The 16,727-nt window shown below is 59.5% G+C and carries 17 protein-coding genes and 2 pseudogenes; 10 read left to right on the top strand and 9 right to left on the bottom strand.

What is annotated here, in order from left to right; all coding sequences use genetic code 11:
• The first annotated feature begins 157 nt into the window (after positions 1-157).
• From AT6N2_RS12360 to treZ, 3 genes and pseudogenes are all read left to right on the top strand, one after another.
• Positions 158-340, top strand: coding sequence for a hypothetical protein (locus AT6N2_RS12360; RefSeq protein ID WP_063948109.1), 183 nt, complete (start codon positions 158-160; stop codon positions 338-340).
• Positions 341-430: 90 nt separating this feature from the next.
• Positions 431-1,959, top strand: a pseudogene (gene glgA / locus AT6N2_RS12355) (glycogen synthase GlgA).
• A 24-nt stretch (positions 1,960-1,983) separates the two neighbouring features.
• Positions 1,984-3,765: a malto-oligosyltrehalose trehalohydrolase gene (gene treZ, locus AT6N2_RS12350; protein WP_209089694.1), complete on the top strand. Its 1,782-nt coding sequence runs from the start codon at positions 1,984-1,986 to the stop codon at positions 3,763-3,765.
• Positions 3,766-3,911: 146 nt separating this feature from the next.
• Here treZ and AT6N2_RS12345 read toward each other — a convergent pair whose 3' ends face one another.
• Positions 3,912-4,436, bottom strand: coding sequence for a sigma-70 family RNA polymerase sigma factor (locus tag AT6N2_RS12345; RefSeq protein WP_209087177.1), 525 nt, complete (start codon positions 4,434-4,436; stop codon positions 3,912-3,914).
• Positions 4,437-4,598: 162 nt separating this feature from the next.
• Between AT6N2_RS12345 and AT6N2_RS12340 the strand changes: the two genes are divergently transcribed.
• Positions 4,599-4,829: a hypothetical protein gene (locus AT6N2_RS12340; RefSeq protein ID WP_144577012.1), complete on the top strand. Its 231-nt coding sequence runs from the start codon at positions 4,599-4,601 to the stop codon at positions 4,827-4,829.
• A 113-nt stretch (positions 4,830-4,942) separates the two neighbouring features.
• Here AT6N2_RS12340 and AT6N2_RS12335 read toward each other — a convergent pair whose 3' ends face one another.
• Positions 4,943-5,149, bottom strand: coding sequence for a hypothetical protein (locus AT6N2_RS12335; RefSeq protein ID WP_209087175.1), 207 nt, complete (start codon positions 5,147-5,149; stop codon positions 4,943-4,945).
• A gap of 172 nt (positions 5,150-5,321) precedes the next feature.
• Here AT6N2_RS12335 and AT6N2_RS12330 point away from each other — a divergent pair, with 172 nt between their 5' ends.
• Positions 5,322-6,491: a zinc-dependent alcohol dehydrogenase gene (locus tag AT6N2_RS12330; RefSeq protein ID WP_209087173.1), complete on the top strand. Its 1,170-nt coding sequence runs from the start codon at positions 5,322-5,324 to the stop codon at positions 6,489-6,491.
• A gap of 9 nt (positions 6,492-6,500) precedes the next feature.
• Positions 6,501-7,295, top strand: a complete 795-nt coding sequence (locus AT6N2_RS12325; RefSeq protein WP_209087171.1) for an SDR family NAD(P)-dependent oxidoreductase — start codon at positions 6,501-6,503, stop codon at positions 7,293-7,295.
• Between the two features lie 5 nt (positions 7,296-7,300).
• Here the strand turns inward: AT6N2_RS12325 and AT6N2_RS12320 are convergent, their stop codons facing one another.
• From AT6N2_RS12320 to AT6N2_RS12290, 7 genes and pseudogenes are all read right to left on the bottom strand, one after another.
• Positions 7,301-7,924 (bottom strand): cysteine hydrolase family protein, encoded by a 624-nt coding sequence (locus tag AT6N2_RS12320; protein ID WP_209087169.1) that lies wholly within the window; start codon positions 7,922-7,924, stop codon positions 7,301-7,303.
• Positions 7,925-8,112: 188 nt separating this feature from the next.
• Positions 8,113-8,613: a ferritin-like domain-containing protein gene (locus AT6N2_RS12315; RefSeq protein ID WP_063948118.1), complete on the bottom strand. Its 501-nt coding sequence runs from the start codon at positions 8,611-8,613 to the stop codon at positions 8,113-8,115.
• A 49-nt stretch (positions 8,614-8,662) separates the two neighbouring features.
• Positions 8,663-10,804: a catalase gene (gene catE / locus AT6N2_RS12310; RefSeq protein ID WP_209087167.1), complete on the bottom strand. Its 2,142-nt coding sequence runs from the start codon at positions 10,802-10,804 to the stop codon at positions 8,663-8,665.
• Positions 10,805-10,870: 66 nt separating this feature from the next.
• Entirely contained in the window at positions 10,871-11,476 is a 606-nt protein-coding gene (locus AT6N2_RS12305; RefSeq protein WP_063948120.1) for a general stress protein, read from the bottom strand.
• 26 nt (positions 11,477-11,502) lie between these two features.
• The gene (locus AT6N2_RS12300) at positions 11,503-11,820 is read right to left on the bottom strand and encodes a PepSY domain-containing protein (RefSeq protein ID WP_209087165.1); all 318 of its coding nucleotides are present in this window, start codon (positions 11,818-11,820) and stop codon (positions 11,503-11,505) included.
• Between the two features lie 218 nt (positions 11,821-12,038).
• Positions 12,039-12,656: a flavodoxin family protein gene (locus AT6N2_RS12295; protein ID WP_209089692.1), complete on the bottom strand. Its 618-nt coding sequence runs from the start codon at positions 12,654-12,656 to the stop codon at positions 12,039-12,041.
• Positions 12,657-12,751: 95 nt separating this feature from the next.
• Positions 12,752-13,161 (bottom strand): annotated as a pseudogene (locus AT6N2_RS12290) (low affinity iron permease family protein).
• Positions 13,162-13,442: 281 nt separating this feature from the next.
• Here AT6N2_RS12290 and AT6N2_RS12285 point away from each other — a divergent pair.
• From AT6N2_RS12285 to AT6N2_RS24170, 4 genes are read left to right on the top strand one after another with little or no spacing between them, the layout of a single operon-like run.
• Positions 13,443-14,711 (top strand): sugar ABC transporter substrate-binding protein, encoded by a 1,269-nt coding sequence (locus AT6N2_RS12285; RefSeq protein ID WP_209087163.1) that lies wholly within the window; start codon positions 13,443-13,445, stop codon positions 14,709-14,711.
• 22 nt (positions 14,712-14,733) lie between these two features.
• On the top strand, positions 14,734-15,822 hold the full coding sequence (locus tag AT6N2_RS12280) for a carbohydrate ABC transporter permease (protein ID WP_209087161.1): 1,089 nt from the start codon (positions 14,734-14,736) through the stop codon (positions 15,820-15,822).
• Positions 15,822-16,280 carry a hypothetical protein gene (locus AT6N2_RS24175; protein WP_233282449.1) on the top strand — a complete coding sequence of 153 codons (459 nt, stop codon included), beginning with the start codon at positions 15,822-15,824 and terminating at the stop codon, positions 16,278-16,280. The genes AT6N2_RS12280 and AT6N2_RS24175 overlap by 1 nt, the downstream gene beginning before the upstream one ends.
• Before the next feature lie 11 nt (positions 16,281-16,291).
• Positions 16,292-16,699 (top strand): carbohydrate ABC transporter permease, encoded by a 408-nt coding sequence (locus tag AT6N2_RS24170; RefSeq protein ID WP_233282448.1) that lies wholly within the window; start codon positions 16,292-16,294, stop codon positions 16,697-16,699.
• Positions 16,700-16,727: the final 28 nt, after the last annotated feature.

The following is a 16,727-nucleotide window of genomic DNA, read 5'->3' as shown; positions in this document are numbered from 1 at the left end:
GGCCGAAGTTCCGACCGCGGCCAGCAGGATTGGTACGCCTCATCCTGCTTTTGAATTCTTCCCGACCGCACCATAAAAGGTGATCGAACAGGCAGGAACAAAGCCACGCGGGCATGGTTCGGATTGCTCCACGAACTCAGGCCCGACGAGGTAGACGATGACCCGCAAAACGCTCCCCATCCCCGAGGAAAACAGAAGCCACGAGGGGTCAGGCGACAATGAACGCCTGAACACGGAAGAGGCTTCTCCGGTCAAGGAACAAAAGGTTTCAACACGGACCGGCAGGCAGGCAAACATCAAGATCAACACCACCCATCAGGGTCACCAGCAGGACAGATAGCCTCCTGCTTCCGGTAGACGGCTGCGCGCTGCCGCCGCTCCGTCTCCGGGTTCCTGCCGTTTGATATCCACGCGTTCCTGGAGGCGCCACATGCGCATTCTTGCCGTCACGGCCGAACTGTTTCCCTTCGTCAAGACCGGCGGATTGGCCGATGCGGCAGGGGCGCTGCCGGAGGCGCTCGCAAAACTCGGCGCAGACGTTCGCACTCTGCTGCCCCTTTACCGCAAGCTGATCCCCCTCGTTCGCGGCCAGACACCGTGTCTGAAGACCGATATTCTCGGATGGCCGGTAGCGGTTTACGCCGTCGCCGCCAAAGGGCATCGACTTCTCCTTCTCGAGGCGGCAGACCTGTTCGACAGGGACGGCCATCCCTACGGCATGAAAGGCGCGCCCTTCGGCGACAATGACCTGCGCTTCGCGGTGCTATCCAAGGTGGCCGCAGAGATTGCCCTTGGGGCCATAGCCGAGTGGAAGCCCGATCTTGTCCATGTCCATGACTGGCATGCGGCGCTGACCTGCGTTTATCTTTCAGAGGCGACACCCAAGGTGCCCACCGTCCTCACCCTTCACAATCTCGCCTTTCAGGGCCAATATGCAATGGATCGGGCCGGCATGCTGGGCTTGCCCCCGCACCTTTGCACCGTCGATTGCCTTGAATATTATGGCGACATTTCCTTTCTGAAGGGCGGTCTCACGACGGCCTCGGCCGTGACAACAGTCAGTCCGACCTATGCGAGGGAAATCCTGACACCGGATATGGGCATGGGCATGCATGGTGTGCTGGCCGTTCGGCGCGATGACCTGCGTGGCATCGTCAACGGTGTCGACCAGGATGTGTGGGACCCTGCAACCGATCCTTACATCATAGCAAATTTCACCGCTGCGACGGCCACGCGACGAAGCCTGAACAAATATGCCCTGCTTCAGGCCCTCGGCCTTGCCCCGACGCAGGGGCCTGTCTTCGGCGTGGTCAGCCGCCTGACCTGGCAAAAAGGCATAGACCTCCTCCCCCAGGTCGTGCCGCTGATCATCGCGCGAAAAGGCAGGCTGATCATTCATGGCGAGGGTGACACGGCGCTGGAAGAAAATCTGCGGGCGCTGGCGAAGCGATACCCTGAGCTGGTTTGCGCCCATATCGGTTACGATGAACGGCTCGCGCATATGATCCAGGCGGGCTCAGACTTCATCATCCAGCCTTCCCGGTTCGAGCCCTGCGGGCTCACACAACTCTACGCGCTCCGCTACGGTGCGCTTCCCATCGTCAGCCGCACGGGCGGGCTTGCCGAAACCATCATCGATGCAAATGACGCGGCCATCGAGGCGGGGTGGCGACGGGTTTTCAGTTCGAACCGGCAAATGAGGAGGATTTGCGCGCAGCACTCGACCGCGCGATTGATGCCTATAACGACCGCCAGCTTTTCAGACGGCTTCAGGCGCAGGCAATGCAGGCCAATTTTTCCTGGGACAAGAGTGCCGCGCAGTATATGTCGCTTTTCGAAAGCCTCGTCGGCCCGGACGCATCCGCCGGAGACACCTTTCCCCACATCACGTCCGAGACCTTCGCAAAGATAAGGGCTGACAGGCGACTGGCGGGAACCGCAGGATCATCAACGGGTTAGACCTCCGACAACAGGAGGTTGATGATGGATGCAGGGAAATATCGCAAATGGGGCGCCCAGCGAAAGCAATCCGGAGAAACGGAATTTACGATCTGGGCGCCCGCATCGGCCGCAGTGAGATTATGGCTGAATGATGCGGAATCCAACATGCAAACGGCCGGGGACGGCTGGCATCACATCACAAAACCCACCTCCGCCGGCGATCGCTACGGCTTCATATTGGAGGACGGGACAAGGGTTTCAGATCCCGCTTCCCACCGGCAGGAGGAAGGCCCGCTCGGCCCCTCCCTGATCGTCAACCATGACTTCCACTGGAAAAACCCCGACTGGAAAGGCCGGCCCTGGCTTGAAGCGGTCGTCTATGAGCTTCATGTCGGAACTTTTACAAGAGAGGGAACATATGCTGCCGCCGCGGCAAAGCTGGAATATCTCGCCAGCATCGGTGTGACGGTGGTCGAACTCATGCCGCTTGCGACCTTCTCGGGCAGTCGCGGCTGGGGTTATGATGGCGTTCTGCAATTCGCGCCCCAGCGGGATTACGGCACGCCCGAAGACCTCAAGGCCTTCATCGATGAGGCCCATGGCCATGGCCTGATGGTGTTGCTGGATGTCGTCTATAACCACTTCGGCACGACGGGAAACGCGATTGAGACCTTCGCGCCAGCGTTCTTCAAACAGGGCGGAACGCCGTGGGGACCCGCGCCGGACTTCAACCGCGCCGAGGTGCGGTCGTTCTTTCTCCAGAACGCGCTCTACTGGCTCGAGGCCTACCGGTTTGACGGCCTACGGATCGATGCCGCCGACCATCTCGCCGGCGGCGACGGAGACGTCGATTTTCTGATCGAGATGGCAAGGCACGTGAAGCGGACGATAACAGGCAGGCATGTCCATATCGTCACCGAAGACGCGCGAAATGCAGCCTCACCCCTGACCCCTTCGTCTGATGGCCTCGTCGCTGTCGATGCCGAATGGAACGACGACTTTCACCATGTGATTCATGTCGCCACCACGCAGGAGGATGGTGGCATTTACGAAGATTTCGCCAACCAGCCCTATGACGGTCTTCGCCGCTCGCTCGCAACCGGCTTTGTCTATCAGGGCCACCCGCGGCCTTCTCACAAATTTGCCGGCAGCGGTGAACCCAGCGGCCATCTTGCGCCCCACCGGTTCGTAAACTTTCTGCATAACCACGATCAGGCCGGTAACCGCCTGCGGGGCGAGCGGCTGCGTTCCCTGATACAACGTCCCCTTTTCGATACGCTTGAGACGATCCTCCTCCTTGCCCCGCAGACGCCGCTGATGTTCATGGGCGACGACCATGGTTCGACCAACCCGTTCTTCTTTTTTTCCGACCACCCCGAAAACGACCGGGAGCAGGAGATCAAGAACCGGCTGAAACAGGCGGAAAGCTTTCAGGGCGAATTGCCGCCCGATGCCCCGCAGGTGGTATTGGATCCGAATGATCCGCACACGATGCAGGTCTCAACCCTGAAGTGGGATGAGGCGGAAACGACCGAGGGGAAGCTGGCAAGGGAAAGGATGAAGGCGTTGCTTGAGAAACGGCGCCGGTACATCTGGCCGCTCCTGCGCTCGGATTTCGAGAGGGGCGTTTCCCTAGACTGTGAGACGCAGTGTCTGGCGATCGATTGGTATTTCAGCGCGGGACGGCTGGAAATGCGCGCCAACCTTTCACCAAACCTCACCAGTCTTCCGGCTGTGCAGGGGGAAGCCTTTCTCCGGCACGGCAGTATCGAGGGCACGGGCTATGGCGCTTATGCCCTGCAATTTGCGATCGGTGACCGCTGACAGGAGTAAGGCAAGAAAACGGCCGCGGGAATGTTTTGCGCGGCCGGTTCAATTCATTTGAAAATGATTTCCGGCGATTCGCCGGAAAGGCTCTTCAGCGCATACGGTTGGTCGGACGAGCCGTCCGCACGATGAGAAATCAGACTTTAATCGAGATTGCGCCGTAGCGATTCCCGCGCTCTGTTGACGCGGCTTTTGATGGTGCCCACGCGGCAGCCGCAAATCGAGGCGGCGTCTGAGTAACTCGTTCCGCCGGCGACCAGGAGCAGGGCCTTTTTCTGGTCCGTGTCGAGATCGCGGATCGCCCGCATGACCTCGTGATGCTGCACGCGCCATTCCTGATTGGCGGGCGTGGACATCGTCTGTTCGATGCCGACGGGAAGGCCGACACATTCGCGTTTGGAAACCTTGTAGCGGGTGCAGAACGTGTTACGCAGGATCGTGAAAAGCCACGACTTCAATGCGGTGCCGGGTGTAAACCCGTGCAGTGACCGCAGCCCCCGCAACATCGTCTCCTGAACGAGATCGTCGACATCCTCCTCATTTCTGACAAAGCGTCGGGCAAAAGCCGTTAAAGCCGGCGCCAGATCCGCAATGCCCGTGCGCAACACCTCCAGTTGCTCGTCACTCAATGTGTTTCCGGAAACTCCACTCACTGCGTGCTTGGTCATCTTCCCATCCTTTCACGATAGGCAAATGTCTCGGCCGGGTCTTGGTTGCAGTACGCCAGCGTACAATGGCGCAATATCCGCCGCCTTACTCCAGAAGGAGTGTCGCAACACGCGGGAACAGGGCGGCTTCAGAATGGTTAGGCAGCCATCAAGGAGGACGTCATGACCAAGGACGACAAGCTCAACCAAATCCACAAAGACAGCGAACCTCAATTCGCCCGCGGCAAAAAAACATCCGATAACAACGGCGTCGCGAGTGCAAAACCGAGGGTTATCACCGGCTCGGACGACGCGACCGCAAACAAATTGCCTCCCGGCGCCAAAAAACCCGAGAAGGACTGGGACCTGAACTACGACGAGCGAGACAGTAATGAAGGCGATTTCAGGGGTTGACCTGAGGGCTGGAGCCGCCGAAGCGTGTTCGCATCGGCGTCAAACAATCTGCCAAAAACAAAGGAATGGAGCATTTCCCGTGCCGCGATGGTCACCGGAAATGCTCCAGGCCCTCACTTTGCCAGGTCCTCGATCATCAATTCAATGGACTGCGGCTCAGCACCCTCCCGGGTTTCCACCCTGAGGACGCTGCCGGTGTTCAAGACGCCCTCGAGGACCGTCCGCTCGCCCACGATGATCTTGATCACCTTCGGGGTGGCGGCCTCGATGTTCAGGCTGTCTGCGGTTTCATGATCGACTATTCGGGTCGTCTGGGTCACGGCTCGACCTCCTGTTCGTGGGAAGTAAGCGAGCCTAACCGCGCTCGGTCGGGCTTGTTCCCGCTCATCGACAATCTCGGCTGCCAAACTGTCGGGAACTTCGAGGGAGGACCCCGGTTAGGCCCGGACGCGGCGCAACCTGCCGCTCCTCGATACGGAAGGAACTCCGACAATGAAGGCACTGACCTGGCACGGAAAGCACGACATTCGCTGTGAGAGTGTCCCCGATCCCAAAATCGAGCATGGCCGCGACGCGATCATTAAGGTGACGGCCTGCGCCATCTGCGGCTCGGATCTCCACCTCTATAATGGCATCATGCCCGACATGCATGGCGGCGACATCATGGGTCACGAGACCATGGGCGAAGTCGTAGAAGTCGGCAGCGACAACAAGGCGCTCAAGGTCGGTGACCGCGTCGTCGTTCCCTTCACCATTGCCTGCGGGGAATGTTTCTTTTGCAAAAGAGGATTTCATTCAGGCTGCGAGCGCAGTAACCCCAATCCGCACAAGGTCAAGGAAATGTGGGGCAATTCCCCTGCAGGCCTGTTCGGCTATACCCACCTGCTCGGCGGTTTCAGCGGTGGGCAGGCCGAATATATGCGGGTTCCATACGCCGATGTCGGACCTCTCAAGGTTCCCGACGGGCTGACGGACGAGCAGGTCCTGTTCCTTTCGGATATTTTCCCGACCGGTTACATGGCGGCGGATTTCTGCAATATCCAGCCCGGGGATACCATCGCTATCTGGGGCTGCGGACCCGTCGGCCAGATGGCCATTCGCTCCGCCTTCCTTCTGGGTGCCGAAAGGGTGATTGCAATCGATTCCGTCCCTGATCGGATCGCCCTTGCTGCCTCTGCCGGCGCGCTCACGCTGAATTACCTGGATGAGGATATTTACGAGCGGATCATGGAACTGACCCATGGCCGAGGTGCGGATGCCTGCATCGACGCCGTGGGCACCGAGCCGGATCCGGCCGCAGGCTGGGATTCGCGGATTGACCGTATCAAGGTCGCGACCTTCATGGGGACGGACCGTCCGCATGTGTTGCGGCAGGCGATCTATTGCTGCCGCAACTTCGGCACCGTTTCGGTCGTCGGCGTTTACGGCGGTTTCCTCGACAAGATTCCCATGGGCTCGGCCATCAATCGCGGCCTGACCTTCCGGATGGCGCAGACGCCCGTGCAGGCCTATCTGCCCACTTTGCTGGAACGGATCGAGAAGGGCGAGATCGACCCATCCTTCGTCATCACCCACCGCGCCGGCCTCGAGGATGGCCCCGATCTCTACAAAACGTTCAGCCATCGCGACGATGGCTGCATCAAGGTCGTTTTGAAGCCATAGGAGGCGAACATGAACCCGGATATTTCCCGCAAAGGGCTGGCCGTCGTTACCGGCGCTTCCTCCGGCATCGGATACGAGCTGGCGCGATGCGCCGTGCAGGATGGTTACGACCTCATCGTGGTGGCTGACGAGGCGGAAATCGAAAGCGCAGCAGCCCGGTTGCGGGCAGCGGGCACAGAAGTGGAGGCGGTGCAGGCCGATCTTTCCACGCAGGCGGGCGTCGAGAAGCTTCTCTCCCGCATCGCAGCGAGCGGACGGCCGGTCGACCTGTTGTTTGCGAATGCGGGACAGGGGCTGGGCAATGGCTTCCTCGACCAGCAGATGGAGGCGATTCAAAGGGTGATAGCCACCAATATTAGCGGCACCGTGGCGCTGGTCCATGCGATCGGCAACGGCATGCGACAGCGCGGCAGCGGGCGGATTCTGTTCACCGGCTCAATTGCAGGCTTCATGCCCGGCACCTTTCAGGCCGTCTATAACGCCACGAAGGCCTTCATCAATTCCTTCTCTTTCGCACTTCGCGAAGAGCTCAACGGCTCCGGCGTCACAGTCACCTGCCTGATGCCGGGCGCAACCGAGACGGCGTTTTTCGATCGTGCTGACATGCTCGACACCCCGGTCGGCAAACAGAAGAAGGATGACCCGGGCTTCGTCGCGCAGGTGGGTTACGAGGCCATGATGAATGGAGAGGGCGACGTCGTCTCCGGCTGGAAAAACAAGCTGATGACCGCCGCCGCGAATGTAACGCCAGCCGAAACCCTTGCCAGACAGCATCGGAAAATGGCCGAGCCGGACGGCGATTGATCTGCCTATCGCATCTTAAACTGCGGTGCTGCCCGGGAAGGCAGGGCCGCAAGCAGCATCTCCGTCGTACACACCTGCAACTGCGTCGAAAAGCGGCCGGAGAGAAGCTGCAGCGCTGCATCATGTGTCGCATCCGTGCCACTGCACAGTGCATCCTCTACAAGAATGACATGAAAACCCTGGTCTATCGCTCCCAGAACGGTGGCAAGAACGCAGACATCCGTCTCTCCGCCCGAAATCACCACCGTCGACACCTGCTCCTTCCGCAGAATGTCGGCAAGGCCGCCGTGCTGCCATGGCGAATAGACGCTTTTGCGAAAGACACGGGCGGGCGGAGTGTAACGGGACAACGACGGAATGATCTCGATGAGTTCAGGGGCTAGTGCCTCTTGCGTCATCATCGGCCACTTTTCATAATAGGCGCGCCAGGCACCGGGCGCTTCAGCGACCGTTTCAGGTGGCACAAAACAGGTGAAGATGCAGCGCGCCGGATCGGCCTCAACCACCGCCTCCACCGCTTCGCTGATGCGGTCCATCCATTCGACGTGCCACGGCGTATCCTCCGCAAAGACACGCTGCATATCGACGCACAGGTGGCGCCAGTCTCCATCGGGCGAAAATTCGACCATGCTTCTCCTTTTCACCTCCTGATTTGACCATGAGGATCAGGCCTTGGCGCCAGGGATAGAGCAGGAAGAGGTGTGGACGGATGCGAACCGCGAAACAGCCCCATGGTTCAGCCTCGCACGAAAGAAGAACAGTTAATACCGGAGGAAGGTGCCGCCGCTGCGGGCGGCACCTACCGTTAACGACCGGCTTACGCCGCCTTGGACTTGCCCTTGACGTTGGCGCTCGCCTGCGCGAGCGACGACAGGGCGGTATCCGTCGCGCTTTCTTCGCCAAGCGTCTGCTCGAACAGCTTGGCCGCTTCCTTCATGCCGAGTTCGGTCGCCCAGGTTTTCAAGGTTCCATAGCGGGTGATCTCGTAATGCTCCACCGCCTGCGCCGAAGAAATCAGCCCGGCATCGAGTGCGGGCGAGCCCTTGAATTCCTCCATGATCTCTTCGCCTTCGGCGATGATGCCCTGGATCGCCTCACAGGTCTTGCCACGTGCCGGCTTGCCCAGCAGCTCGAAGACGTTCTGCAAACGCTCGACGTGAACCTCGGTCTCATCCCGATGCTTTTCGAACGCGGCCTTCAACTCGGGCGACTGCGCAGCCCGCGCCATTTTCGGAAGCGCCTTGAGAATTTGGCGCTCGGCAAAATAAATGTCCTTCACCGTGTCGAGGAAAAGGTCTTCCAATGTCTTCTCAGCCATTTTTAGTCTCCTGTTGCTGTGGTTGGTGAGTGCGAAATCAGTTGCTTCTTCATTGATCCCTGACGGGGATGGAGGCCTTGCCGAGCTTCACGGACGGCTCGCGTCCCCAGACCCGGAGCTTGCCGAGCTCGGACACGAAAGCCGCAAGACCGCCTTCCCCCGGCAAGGCCAGCACCCCTTCGTCCATGGCATCAGCGATTCCCGCTTTTTCGAGCAGCGGCAGCGCCGACTGGTCGTAACCGATGAATTTGCAGTGCTGGAACGCGTCCGCGACGAAATCACGGGCCGTGGCTTCCTTGACCAGTTCGTCGATCGCCGCCGCCGATGTCAGCAGCGCAACCGCGTCGAAAAGCACGGAAGGTCCGCCATCGATCATATGGTGCGCCTCGATGAAGGTACCGTCCGCCGCGGTCACGCCGCCCACCTTTGGGGCGATCAATTCGAACACGGCTTTTTCTGCCGTTACGGCTTTTGTCAGACCCTTTAGCAGTTTTGTGTCGACACCATCGGTAATGAGGATACCGAGCTTGCGACCCTCGAACCTTTTGGGGCCTCTCTCAACGATGCTGAGCGCTGGCGAAGGCTCCAGGTCCTGACGCGTCGGCATGGCGGCATCAGCCGCCTTCGGCATGGTTTTAAAGCCAAGCTTCTGCGCAACCGTGGCGGCCAGCGTCTCATCGATGTTGAGAAGATGGGCTACCATCCTCTCGCGGATGACGGGAGTTTCCACCTTGCTGAGTTCGAAGGTGAGCGCAGACGCGATGTGGCGCTGCTCCGGCGGGGTCTGACTGATGTAGAACTGCCGCGCCTGACTATAGTGATCGGCAAAACTCTCCGGCCGCAGCCTCGCCTTCGCCCCCTCCTCCTGCGAAGGGAAATGGCGGAAGCCGCGCTCCGGCGATTCCCGCGGGCCCTCGCCGAAGGAATTCGGCTGGTAATTGGCCCGGCCGGTGGGATTGCGCATCGCCATATGGCCATCCTGCTGGAAATGCGCGAAAGGACACTTCGGCGCGTTGATCGGCAGATGCGTGAAATTCGGCCCGCCCAGACGCTTGAGTTGTGTGTCGAGATAGGAAAAATTCCGCCCTTGCAGCAGGGGATCATTGCTGAAATCAATGCCCGGCGGCACGTTCTGCGTCATGAACGCCACCTGCTCGGTCTCGGCAAAGAAGTTGTCCGGCATGCGGTCAAGAACCAGCCGTCCGATCGGCTTTGGCGCCAGTATCTCTTCAGGGATGATCTTGGTGGGATCGAGGACGTCGAAATCGAAGCTGTCGGCGAAATCCTGGTCGAACAGCTGCACCTGCAGCTCCCATTCCGGGAAATTGCCGGACTGGATCGCATTCCAGAGATCGCGCCGGTGGAAATCGGGATCGGCGCCGTTGATCTTGACCGCCTCGTTCCACGCCACCGACTGCAAGCCGAGCTTCGGCTTCCAGTGAAACTTCACGAAGGTCGATTCTTCCTTCGCGTTGACGAAACGGAAGGTGTGCACACCGAACCCTTCCATGAACCGGAAGGAACGCGGAATTGTCCGGTCTGACATGATCCACATGACCATGTGCATGCTTTCCGGCGTGAGGCTGATGAAATCCCAGAAGGTGTCATGCGCCGTCTGCGCCTGCGGAAACGCCCGGTCAGGCTCCTGCTTGGCAGCATGGACGACATCTGGAAACTTGATTGCATCCTGTATGAAGAAAACAGGAATATTGTTGCCGACGAGGTCCCAGTTCCCTTCTTTCGTGTAAATCTTCACGGCGAAACCGCGCACATCCCGCGCAAGGTCGGCCGAGCCCTTGTTGCCGGCAACGGTCGAAAACCGCACGAAGGCCGGGGTCTTTTCACCGGCCCGTTGGAAGAGATCGGCCTTGGTATGGGCGGCAAGGGAATCGTAAGTTTCGAAATAGCCATGCGCGCCATAACCGCGGGCGTGAACCACGCGCTCTGGAATCCTCTCATGGTCGAAATGGAAAAGCTTCTCGCGGAAATGGAAATCATCGATGAGAAGGGGCCCGCGAGGCCCCACCCGCAGCGAATTCTGGTCGTCCGCAACCGGCCCGCCCTGGGCAGTGGTGAGCACCGGCTCGCCACCGCTGGCGGTCTGGTGCAGTTCGCCCCCCGCACCGCGGACGAGCTTTTGGTCATGAATGGTGACGGTGGCGGATGAAATGGATTCTGGTTTCTTGGCCATGGGAGCTCCTGAGGGCGTTGACCGGGGGCCCTGGACAAGCCAGGCCCCCGGATGACAGGCTTCGCGTCAAAGTACCGATCGACGGTAGCGACTGCGCTCCTGCTCGATGTCTTCCGCGGCATAGGGCCTTGCTGTCTCGTCGAACCTCGTCCAGCCCTGTTCGCGGTAGGCGGCGCGCCGCTCCGACGGATCGACCCAGCCCTGCCGCTTGAGGACCGCTTCAGCTTCCGGAACCAGGTTGTCCTCGACACGGGCCGTGACGAGCGTACCGCCCCGGCGCACCCCTTCGGCATAGACATGGGCATCGTCTTCGGAGACACCCGAGCGGGTCATGGCGCCGATCAGCCCGCCGGCCGCGCCACCGGCGACAGCACCACCTGCGGCGCCCACAGCCGTCGCGGCAAGCCAGCCCGCTGCAACCACGGGGCCGACGCCTGGTATCGCCATCAAACCAAGGCCGGTCAGCAGGCCGCCGGCGCCGCCCACAAGAGCGCCAATGCCGGCACCCGTGCCTGCGCCTTCCGCGGCCTTGGTCTCATCCTCGCCATGCCGCCTGTCGGCGTTGCTGCCAACGATACTGATATCGCTGGAGGGCACGCCCGCTCTCTCCAGTTCCGAAACGGCAGCGCTCGCATCATCATAGTCGTCGAAAAGTCCGGTTACGGTTCTCATGTCACTTCTCCCAAATGCTGCGCGCCTTATTTGGCGACGACGTTGCCCTGATAATCGAGCGCGACCGTTACGGCCTTGCCGTCTTTCATGCCTGATGCCATCCACACGCCCTTGTCGTCCTTTTTCAGATCCTTGACCTGCGTGTACCCTGCTTGTTCCATCCGCTCCTTGGCCTGTGCCTCGGTGAAGCTGTTGGCACCTTCGACGGGCGCCGTCGGGTTATTGACACCCGGGGTGGCAACCGCCGGCGTGTCGCCACCCGGATTGGCAGTGGGTGCCTGCTGGGCAAAGGCAGACAGCGCACCGCTCCCGAGAAGCAAAGCCACAAAAACAGTCTTTTTCATTGGGATTGTTCCTCCGCTTGCATCGTTGCTCTCATGCTCCCAGGAACTTCCCTCGAGACGAGGAAACCTTCCTGAGCCAGCACGGACGCCTCCCGAACAAAGCGGCATGCGGAGAGTTCCGAAAATATTTCGCAGCATCAGGAGAAGCGGTTTTGGATCGCGCGGCGGCGTTGCCATGAGTTGCAACCGCACGGAACAGCGCCAAAAAACGAAAGACCTCATTCTTCGCTAGCGGGATATTGACTGTTCTTCAGGAGACCGGCCAGATGCACCGTGTTGCGCGCCAGCATGCTGATCATGGTTTTTACCGCATCAGGCGTCTCATCCAGATCGACGAAATTCGTCGACCCCATCGCCTCTCCCACCCAATAGGCAACCGCATTCGCGGGGATGGTGAAGCCGACGTCGTTCAGGGCCTGGAAGATCTCAGCAGAGACATGGTGGGCCCCATCCTCGTTGCCGACGACCGCCACGGCAGCCACCTTTCCGTAGGACACCATTCGTCCCTGCGCGTCGGTTTCCTCCAGAAAGGCATCCATACGCTCCAGTGCTCTTTTGCAGACGCTCGAGGGCTGGCCGAGCCATATCGGCGTGCCGACAAGTAAAATGTCCGCCGCCAGTATCTTCTTTCGAATGGCCGGCCAGGCATCTCCCTCCCCCTCGTCTGAGCTGACGCCCGGTTTGATGTCATGATCGGCAAGCCAGACGGTCTCGGTCTGAACATCCAGACTGCCCAGCTCCTGAACGATCAGGTCGAGTAGGCTTCCCGTCGAAGACGGCTCTTCCGACGTCGAGGATTTGAGGGTCGCATTCAGGGCAATGGCTTTAAGAGACATCATGTTTCCTTCTGTCAGCGGACTTTGCCGCATGGTGTTTTCGGGTGATCATGTCTTGTCTGGCTGAGGACCGTGCCCGCCCCAAAGCCAAGACGTTAGCGTCGGGACAGCAACCGCGACATGGCGTGATGCGGCGGCGGCTTTCCGCCTTCAGCACAGCCATTTTCCTTTTCGAGGCGGGCGCGAATTTCCTCGATTTCGTTCTCGGTGAGATGCTCGATGCCGATGAAACCCCCCTTGCCTGCTCAACGGCCCGCAGCAGTTCGTCCAGTTTCGCTTCCATCGCCGCCGAATCCCTGTTTTGCGAGTTCTGCACGAGGAAAATCATCAGGAAGGTGACGATGGTCGTGCCTGTATTGATGACCAGCTGCCAGACCTCCGAAAATCCGAAGAGCGGTCCGCTAATGCCCCAGACGATCACGGTCCCAAGTGCGACTACAAAGGCCGTCGGCGAACCGGAAAACGACGCAATACGGCTCGCAAATTGCGTAAAGAACCTGTTCATGGCGCGCTGCACCTCATGTCTTACGATGCCGACGCACCTGTCAGATCAGCCAGACGCGGTGTCGTCCGATACGATGCGCTGCATGTCCTCGCTTCGAACAACGAAGGCGCGCAATGGTTCCGGAATGCCGGCGGCGTGAGCGCGTCGGATTTAAGCCTTTCAGCCCTGTGAGGCGCGCCAAGCCATACTAGCCACGCGAAAAAATGCAGCGCCTGAATGCAAATTTTTTCGGAACAATCTGGAGATGGTGAAGTTACCTTCCTTCAGGAGGAGGACCATCCATGAACAGAAAAGCCGTTTTTGCAGGCACTGCCGCCGTTCTGTCGATGTTTTTTTCCAGCACGGCGCTCGCCCAGACCGACCTTACGATGTGGTATCACGGTGCCGGTAACGTCGAAGAGCGCAAGATACTGGCTGGCATCATCGAGGACTTCAATTCGTCCCAGTCCGAATGGCGCGTGTCTCTTCAGGAGTTTCCGCAAAACGCCTATAACGAATCCGTCACCGCTGCCGCACTTTCCAACAAGCTGCCTGACATCCTCGACGTAGACGGGCCGAACATGCCGAACTGGGCATGGTCCGGTTATCTTCAGCCGTTGCAGATCGACGAAACCAAGCTCGCCAATTTCCTCCCGGGTGCGATCGGAAAATGGGGCGACAAGCTTTACTCCGTCGGGCTTTGGGATGCCGCCGTCGCGGTGTTCGCCCGCAAATCCGTTCTCGATGAAAATGGCATCCGCATCCCGACACTCGACCAGCCATGGACCGGCGAGGAGTTTAATGCGGCGCTCGATAAGCTCGGGGCCAGTGGCAAGTTCGATTATGCGATCGACCTCGGCATGGCCGACAAGACGGAATGGTACAGCTATGCCTTCACCCCGTTTCTGGAAAGCTTCGGCGGCAGCCTGATCAACAAGGAAAATTATCAAACTGCCGAAGATGCCCTCAACGGAGACGATGCCATCAAGTTCGGGGAATGGTGGCAGGCGCTGTTCCAGAAGAAACTGGCACCCGGCACATCACAATCGCCCGCCGACCACGAAACCGGGTTTCTGGAGGGAAGGCATGCCCTGCAATGGATGGGCAACTGGGTTGCGGTGAAAGCGCTGGAAAAATACGGAGACGACCTGCTGTTTCTCCCCGCGCCGGATTTTGGTAACGGCCCGAAAATCGGTGCCGGGTCCTGGCAGTTCGGCGTATCGGCCACCAGCAAACATCCGCAGGGAGCCTCCGCCTTCATCGAGTTTGCCATACAGGACAAATATCTTGCGCAGTTTTCCGATGCGATCGGTCTGATACCTGCCACCTCTTCCGCCGCACAGATGACTGAGAACTACAAGAAGGGCGGACCACTTGAAGTTTTCTTCGAACTTTCCAAACGCCAGGGGACCCTGCGCCCGGTGACGCCGGCCTACGCCTTCATGTCGCCGGTCTTTGCCAAGGCTGTGTCGGATATAACCAATGGTGCTGATGTTGCCGACACGCTGGACAACGCGACCGACGAGATCAACAACAACATCGAGCGCAACGCCGGTTACAAGCCCAAATAGGGCCGAGATTGGGAAGCGATCAATGGCGTTCTTCTCGTCCAAGGAGAAACTTTCCCGCGACGGCTTAACGGGCTGGCTGATGGCCGCACCGGCGATGGTGCTGATTGGTCTCTTTCTGATCACGCCCTTCCTGCTCGGGCTGGGTTTCTCCTTCACCAACCAGCGGCTGACCTCCCCCAACCCGACGGAATTTGTGGGCTTTGAAAATTACACCCGGCTGCTCGGAGTTGGGGTCCTCGCGCTCGAGCCGGAGCGTAAGGCGGATGGAAGCCTCAAGCAGGATGCTGACGGCACGCTCTCCTATCCGCGCCTCCGCAGCTTTACCCGCGGAAACCCCGATTATCCGCATCTCGACGGAATGCGGGAATATAAAAGTTTCACCTGGGGTGAGAAACAGATCGTCATTCTGGCGCGCGACGTCGTGTTCTTGACGGCGCTTGTCAATACGCTCTCCTTCGTGGCGGTCGTTGCTCCCGTTCAGGCGGCGCTGGCGTTGTTTCTCGCCGTGCTGGTCAACCAGAAAATTCCGGGCGTTACGGTTTTCCGCGCGGTCTATTTCATGCCCGTCGTTTTGTCCGTCGTCGTGGTGGCGCTGCTCTGGCGGTTTATCTATGCCGCCGATAACGGCCTTCTGAACAGTGTTCTTGGCTATATGAGTTTCGGCCTGTTTCAACCTGTCGACTGGCTCGGCCGAACCGACACGGCCCTTTGGGCCATTCTGGTGATGTCGGTCTGGCAGGGCGTCGGTTTCCACATGGTTATCTGGCTTTCGGGCCTGCAGACCATTTCCCCTGATCTTTACGAAGCCGCTGATATCGAAGGCGCCAGCCGCTGGCAGAAGTTCAGCATGATAACCTGGCCGCTCCTGCGCAATACCGCCGTCCTCATCGTCATCGTCATCACCATGCAAGCCTTTGCGCTATTTGCGCAGATCGACGTGATGACCAAGGGCGGACCGCGCGACGCAACGCAAAGCATCGTCTATCAGGCCGTCGAGCGCGGCTACAGACAGCAGGATATTGCAGCTGGATCAGCAATCTCGGTCGTGCTGTTCCTGCTTGTCCTGTTGATCTCGCTGGTGCAGCGCTATCTCACACGGGAGAAACAGTGATGCAGGCAGGACAACGCAAAAGCCGTGCGTTCCTCATCGGCAACTACCTGCTGATGCTCGCCTTTGCGGCGATCTTCATCCTGCCCCTGCTCTTCATGGTTTTTTCGTCGCTGAAGCCAAACGAGCAGCTGTTGCGGGATGCGACGTCCCTGCGGGCATTCATGCCGGTGGGTGATCTGTCGCTCGAAAACTACACGGCGGCTTTTGCGCGCGCGCCAATTGCGACCTTCATATTCAACTCGGTACTTGTAACGGGCGTAACCGTCTTCCTCGCCCTGTTACTCGGCTCTCTGGCAGCCTTTGCCTTCACCTTTCTGAACTGGCGTGGAAAAGACGTCCTCTTCTCCGTCATTCTGGCCACCCTCATCATCCCCTTCGAGACGATCGCCGTACCTCTGCTCCTGGAAGTCAATAATCTGCCATGGATCGGCAGCGAAGGCTTCACCTGGGATGGCTGAATTCATGGCATGTGCAGATCATTCCCTGGATAGCCGACGGGCTGACGATTTTCCTCTTCGTTCAATATTTCAAGGATCTGCCGAAAGAGCTCCTGGAGGCGGCGCGCATTGATGGCGCAAGCTGGCTGCGGATTTACGCGCAGGTGGTGATGCCGCTCAGCGGCCCCGTCATCGCCACGGCCGCGATCCTGAAATTCCTTGTCATGTATAGCCAGCAATATCTTTGGCCCCTGCTCGTCACCCAGTCCGAGGCCTACCGGCCGGTGATGGTGGGCCTGCAATATTTCTTCCAGCTCAACACCCCCTGGGGCGAAGTCATGGCCTACCTCACCATCATCACGCTGCCCGTGCTTATCTTCTATCTCCTCCTGCAAAGGCTGTTCATCTCCAGCATCGCCGCGAGTGGGATAAAGGGGTAACGATCTCCGCCATAAGCGAGGAGTTACA

It is taken from the genome of Agrobacterium tumefaciens (genome assembly GCF_017726655.1).
Classification (GTDB): Bacteria; Pseudomonadota; Alphaproteobacteria; order Rhizobiales; family Rhizobiaceae; genus Agrobacterium; species Agrobacterium tumefaciens_B.
This window is presented reverse-complemented; position numbering and strand designations above follow the sequence as displayed.

Excerpts from the sequence above, each read along its gene's own strand:
- AT6N2_RS12360 (WP_063948109.1), top strand. The coding sequence starts at position 158 with ATGACCCGCAAAACGCTCCCCATCCCCGAGGAAAACAGAAGCCACGAG.
- treZ (WP_209089694.1), top strand. The coding sequence starts at position 1,984 with ATGGATGCAGGGAAATATCGCAAATGGGGCGCCCAGCGAAAGCAATCC.
- AT6N2_RS12345 (WP_209087177.1), bottom strand. The coding sequence starts at position 4,436 with ATGACCAAGCACGCAGTGAGTGGAGTTTCCGGAAACACATTGAGTGAC.
- AT6N2_RS12340 (WP_144577012.1), top strand. The coding sequence starts at position 4,599 with ATGACCAAGGACGACAAGCTCAACCAAATCCACAAAGACAGCGAACCT.
- AT6N2_RS12330 (WP_209087173.1), top strand. The coding sequence starts at position 5,322 with ATGAAGGCACTGACCTGGCACGGAAAGCACGACATTCGCTGTGAGAGT.
- AT6N2_RS12325 (WP_209087171.1), top strand. The coding sequence starts at position 6,501 with ATGAACCCGGATATTTCCCGCAAAGGGCTGGCCGTCGTTACCGGCGCT.
- AT6N2_RS12320 (WP_209087169.1), bottom strand. The coding sequence starts at position 7,924 with ATGGTCGAATTTTCGCCCGATGGAGACTGGCGCCACCTGTGCGTCGAT.
- AT6N2_RS12315 (WP_063948118.1), bottom strand. The coding sequence starts at position 8,613 with ATGGCTGAGAAGACATTGGAAGACCTTTTCCTCGACACGGTGAAGGAC.
- catE (WP_209087167.1), bottom strand. The coding sequence starts at position 10,804 with ATGGCCAAGAAACCAGAATCCATTTCATCCGCCACCGTCACCATTCAT.
- AT6N2_RS12305 (WP_063948120.1), bottom strand. The coding sequence starts at position 11,476 with ATGAGAACCGTAACCGGACTTTTCGACGACTATGATGATGCGAGCGCT.
- AT6N2_RS12300 (WP_209087165.1), bottom strand. The coding sequence starts at position 11,820 with ATGAAAAAGACTGTTTTTGTGGCTTTGCTTCTCGGGAGCGGTGCGCTG.
- AT6N2_RS12295 (WP_209089692.1), bottom strand. The coding sequence starts at position 12,656 with ATGTCTCTTAAAGCCATTGCCCTGAATGCGACCCTCAAATCCTCGACG.
- AT6N2_RS12285 (WP_209087163.1), top strand. The coding sequence starts at position 13,443 with ATGAACAGAAAAGCCGTTTTTGCAGGCACTGCCGCCGTTCTGTCGATG.
- AT6N2_RS12280 (WP_209087161.1), top strand. The coding sequence starts at position 14,734 with ATGGCGTTCTTCTCGTCCAAGGAGAAACTTTCCCGCGACGGCTTAACG.
- AT6N2_RS24175 (WP_233282449.1), top strand. The coding sequence starts at position 15,822 with ATGCAGGCAGGACAACGCAAAAGCCGTGCGTTCCTCATCGGCAACTAC.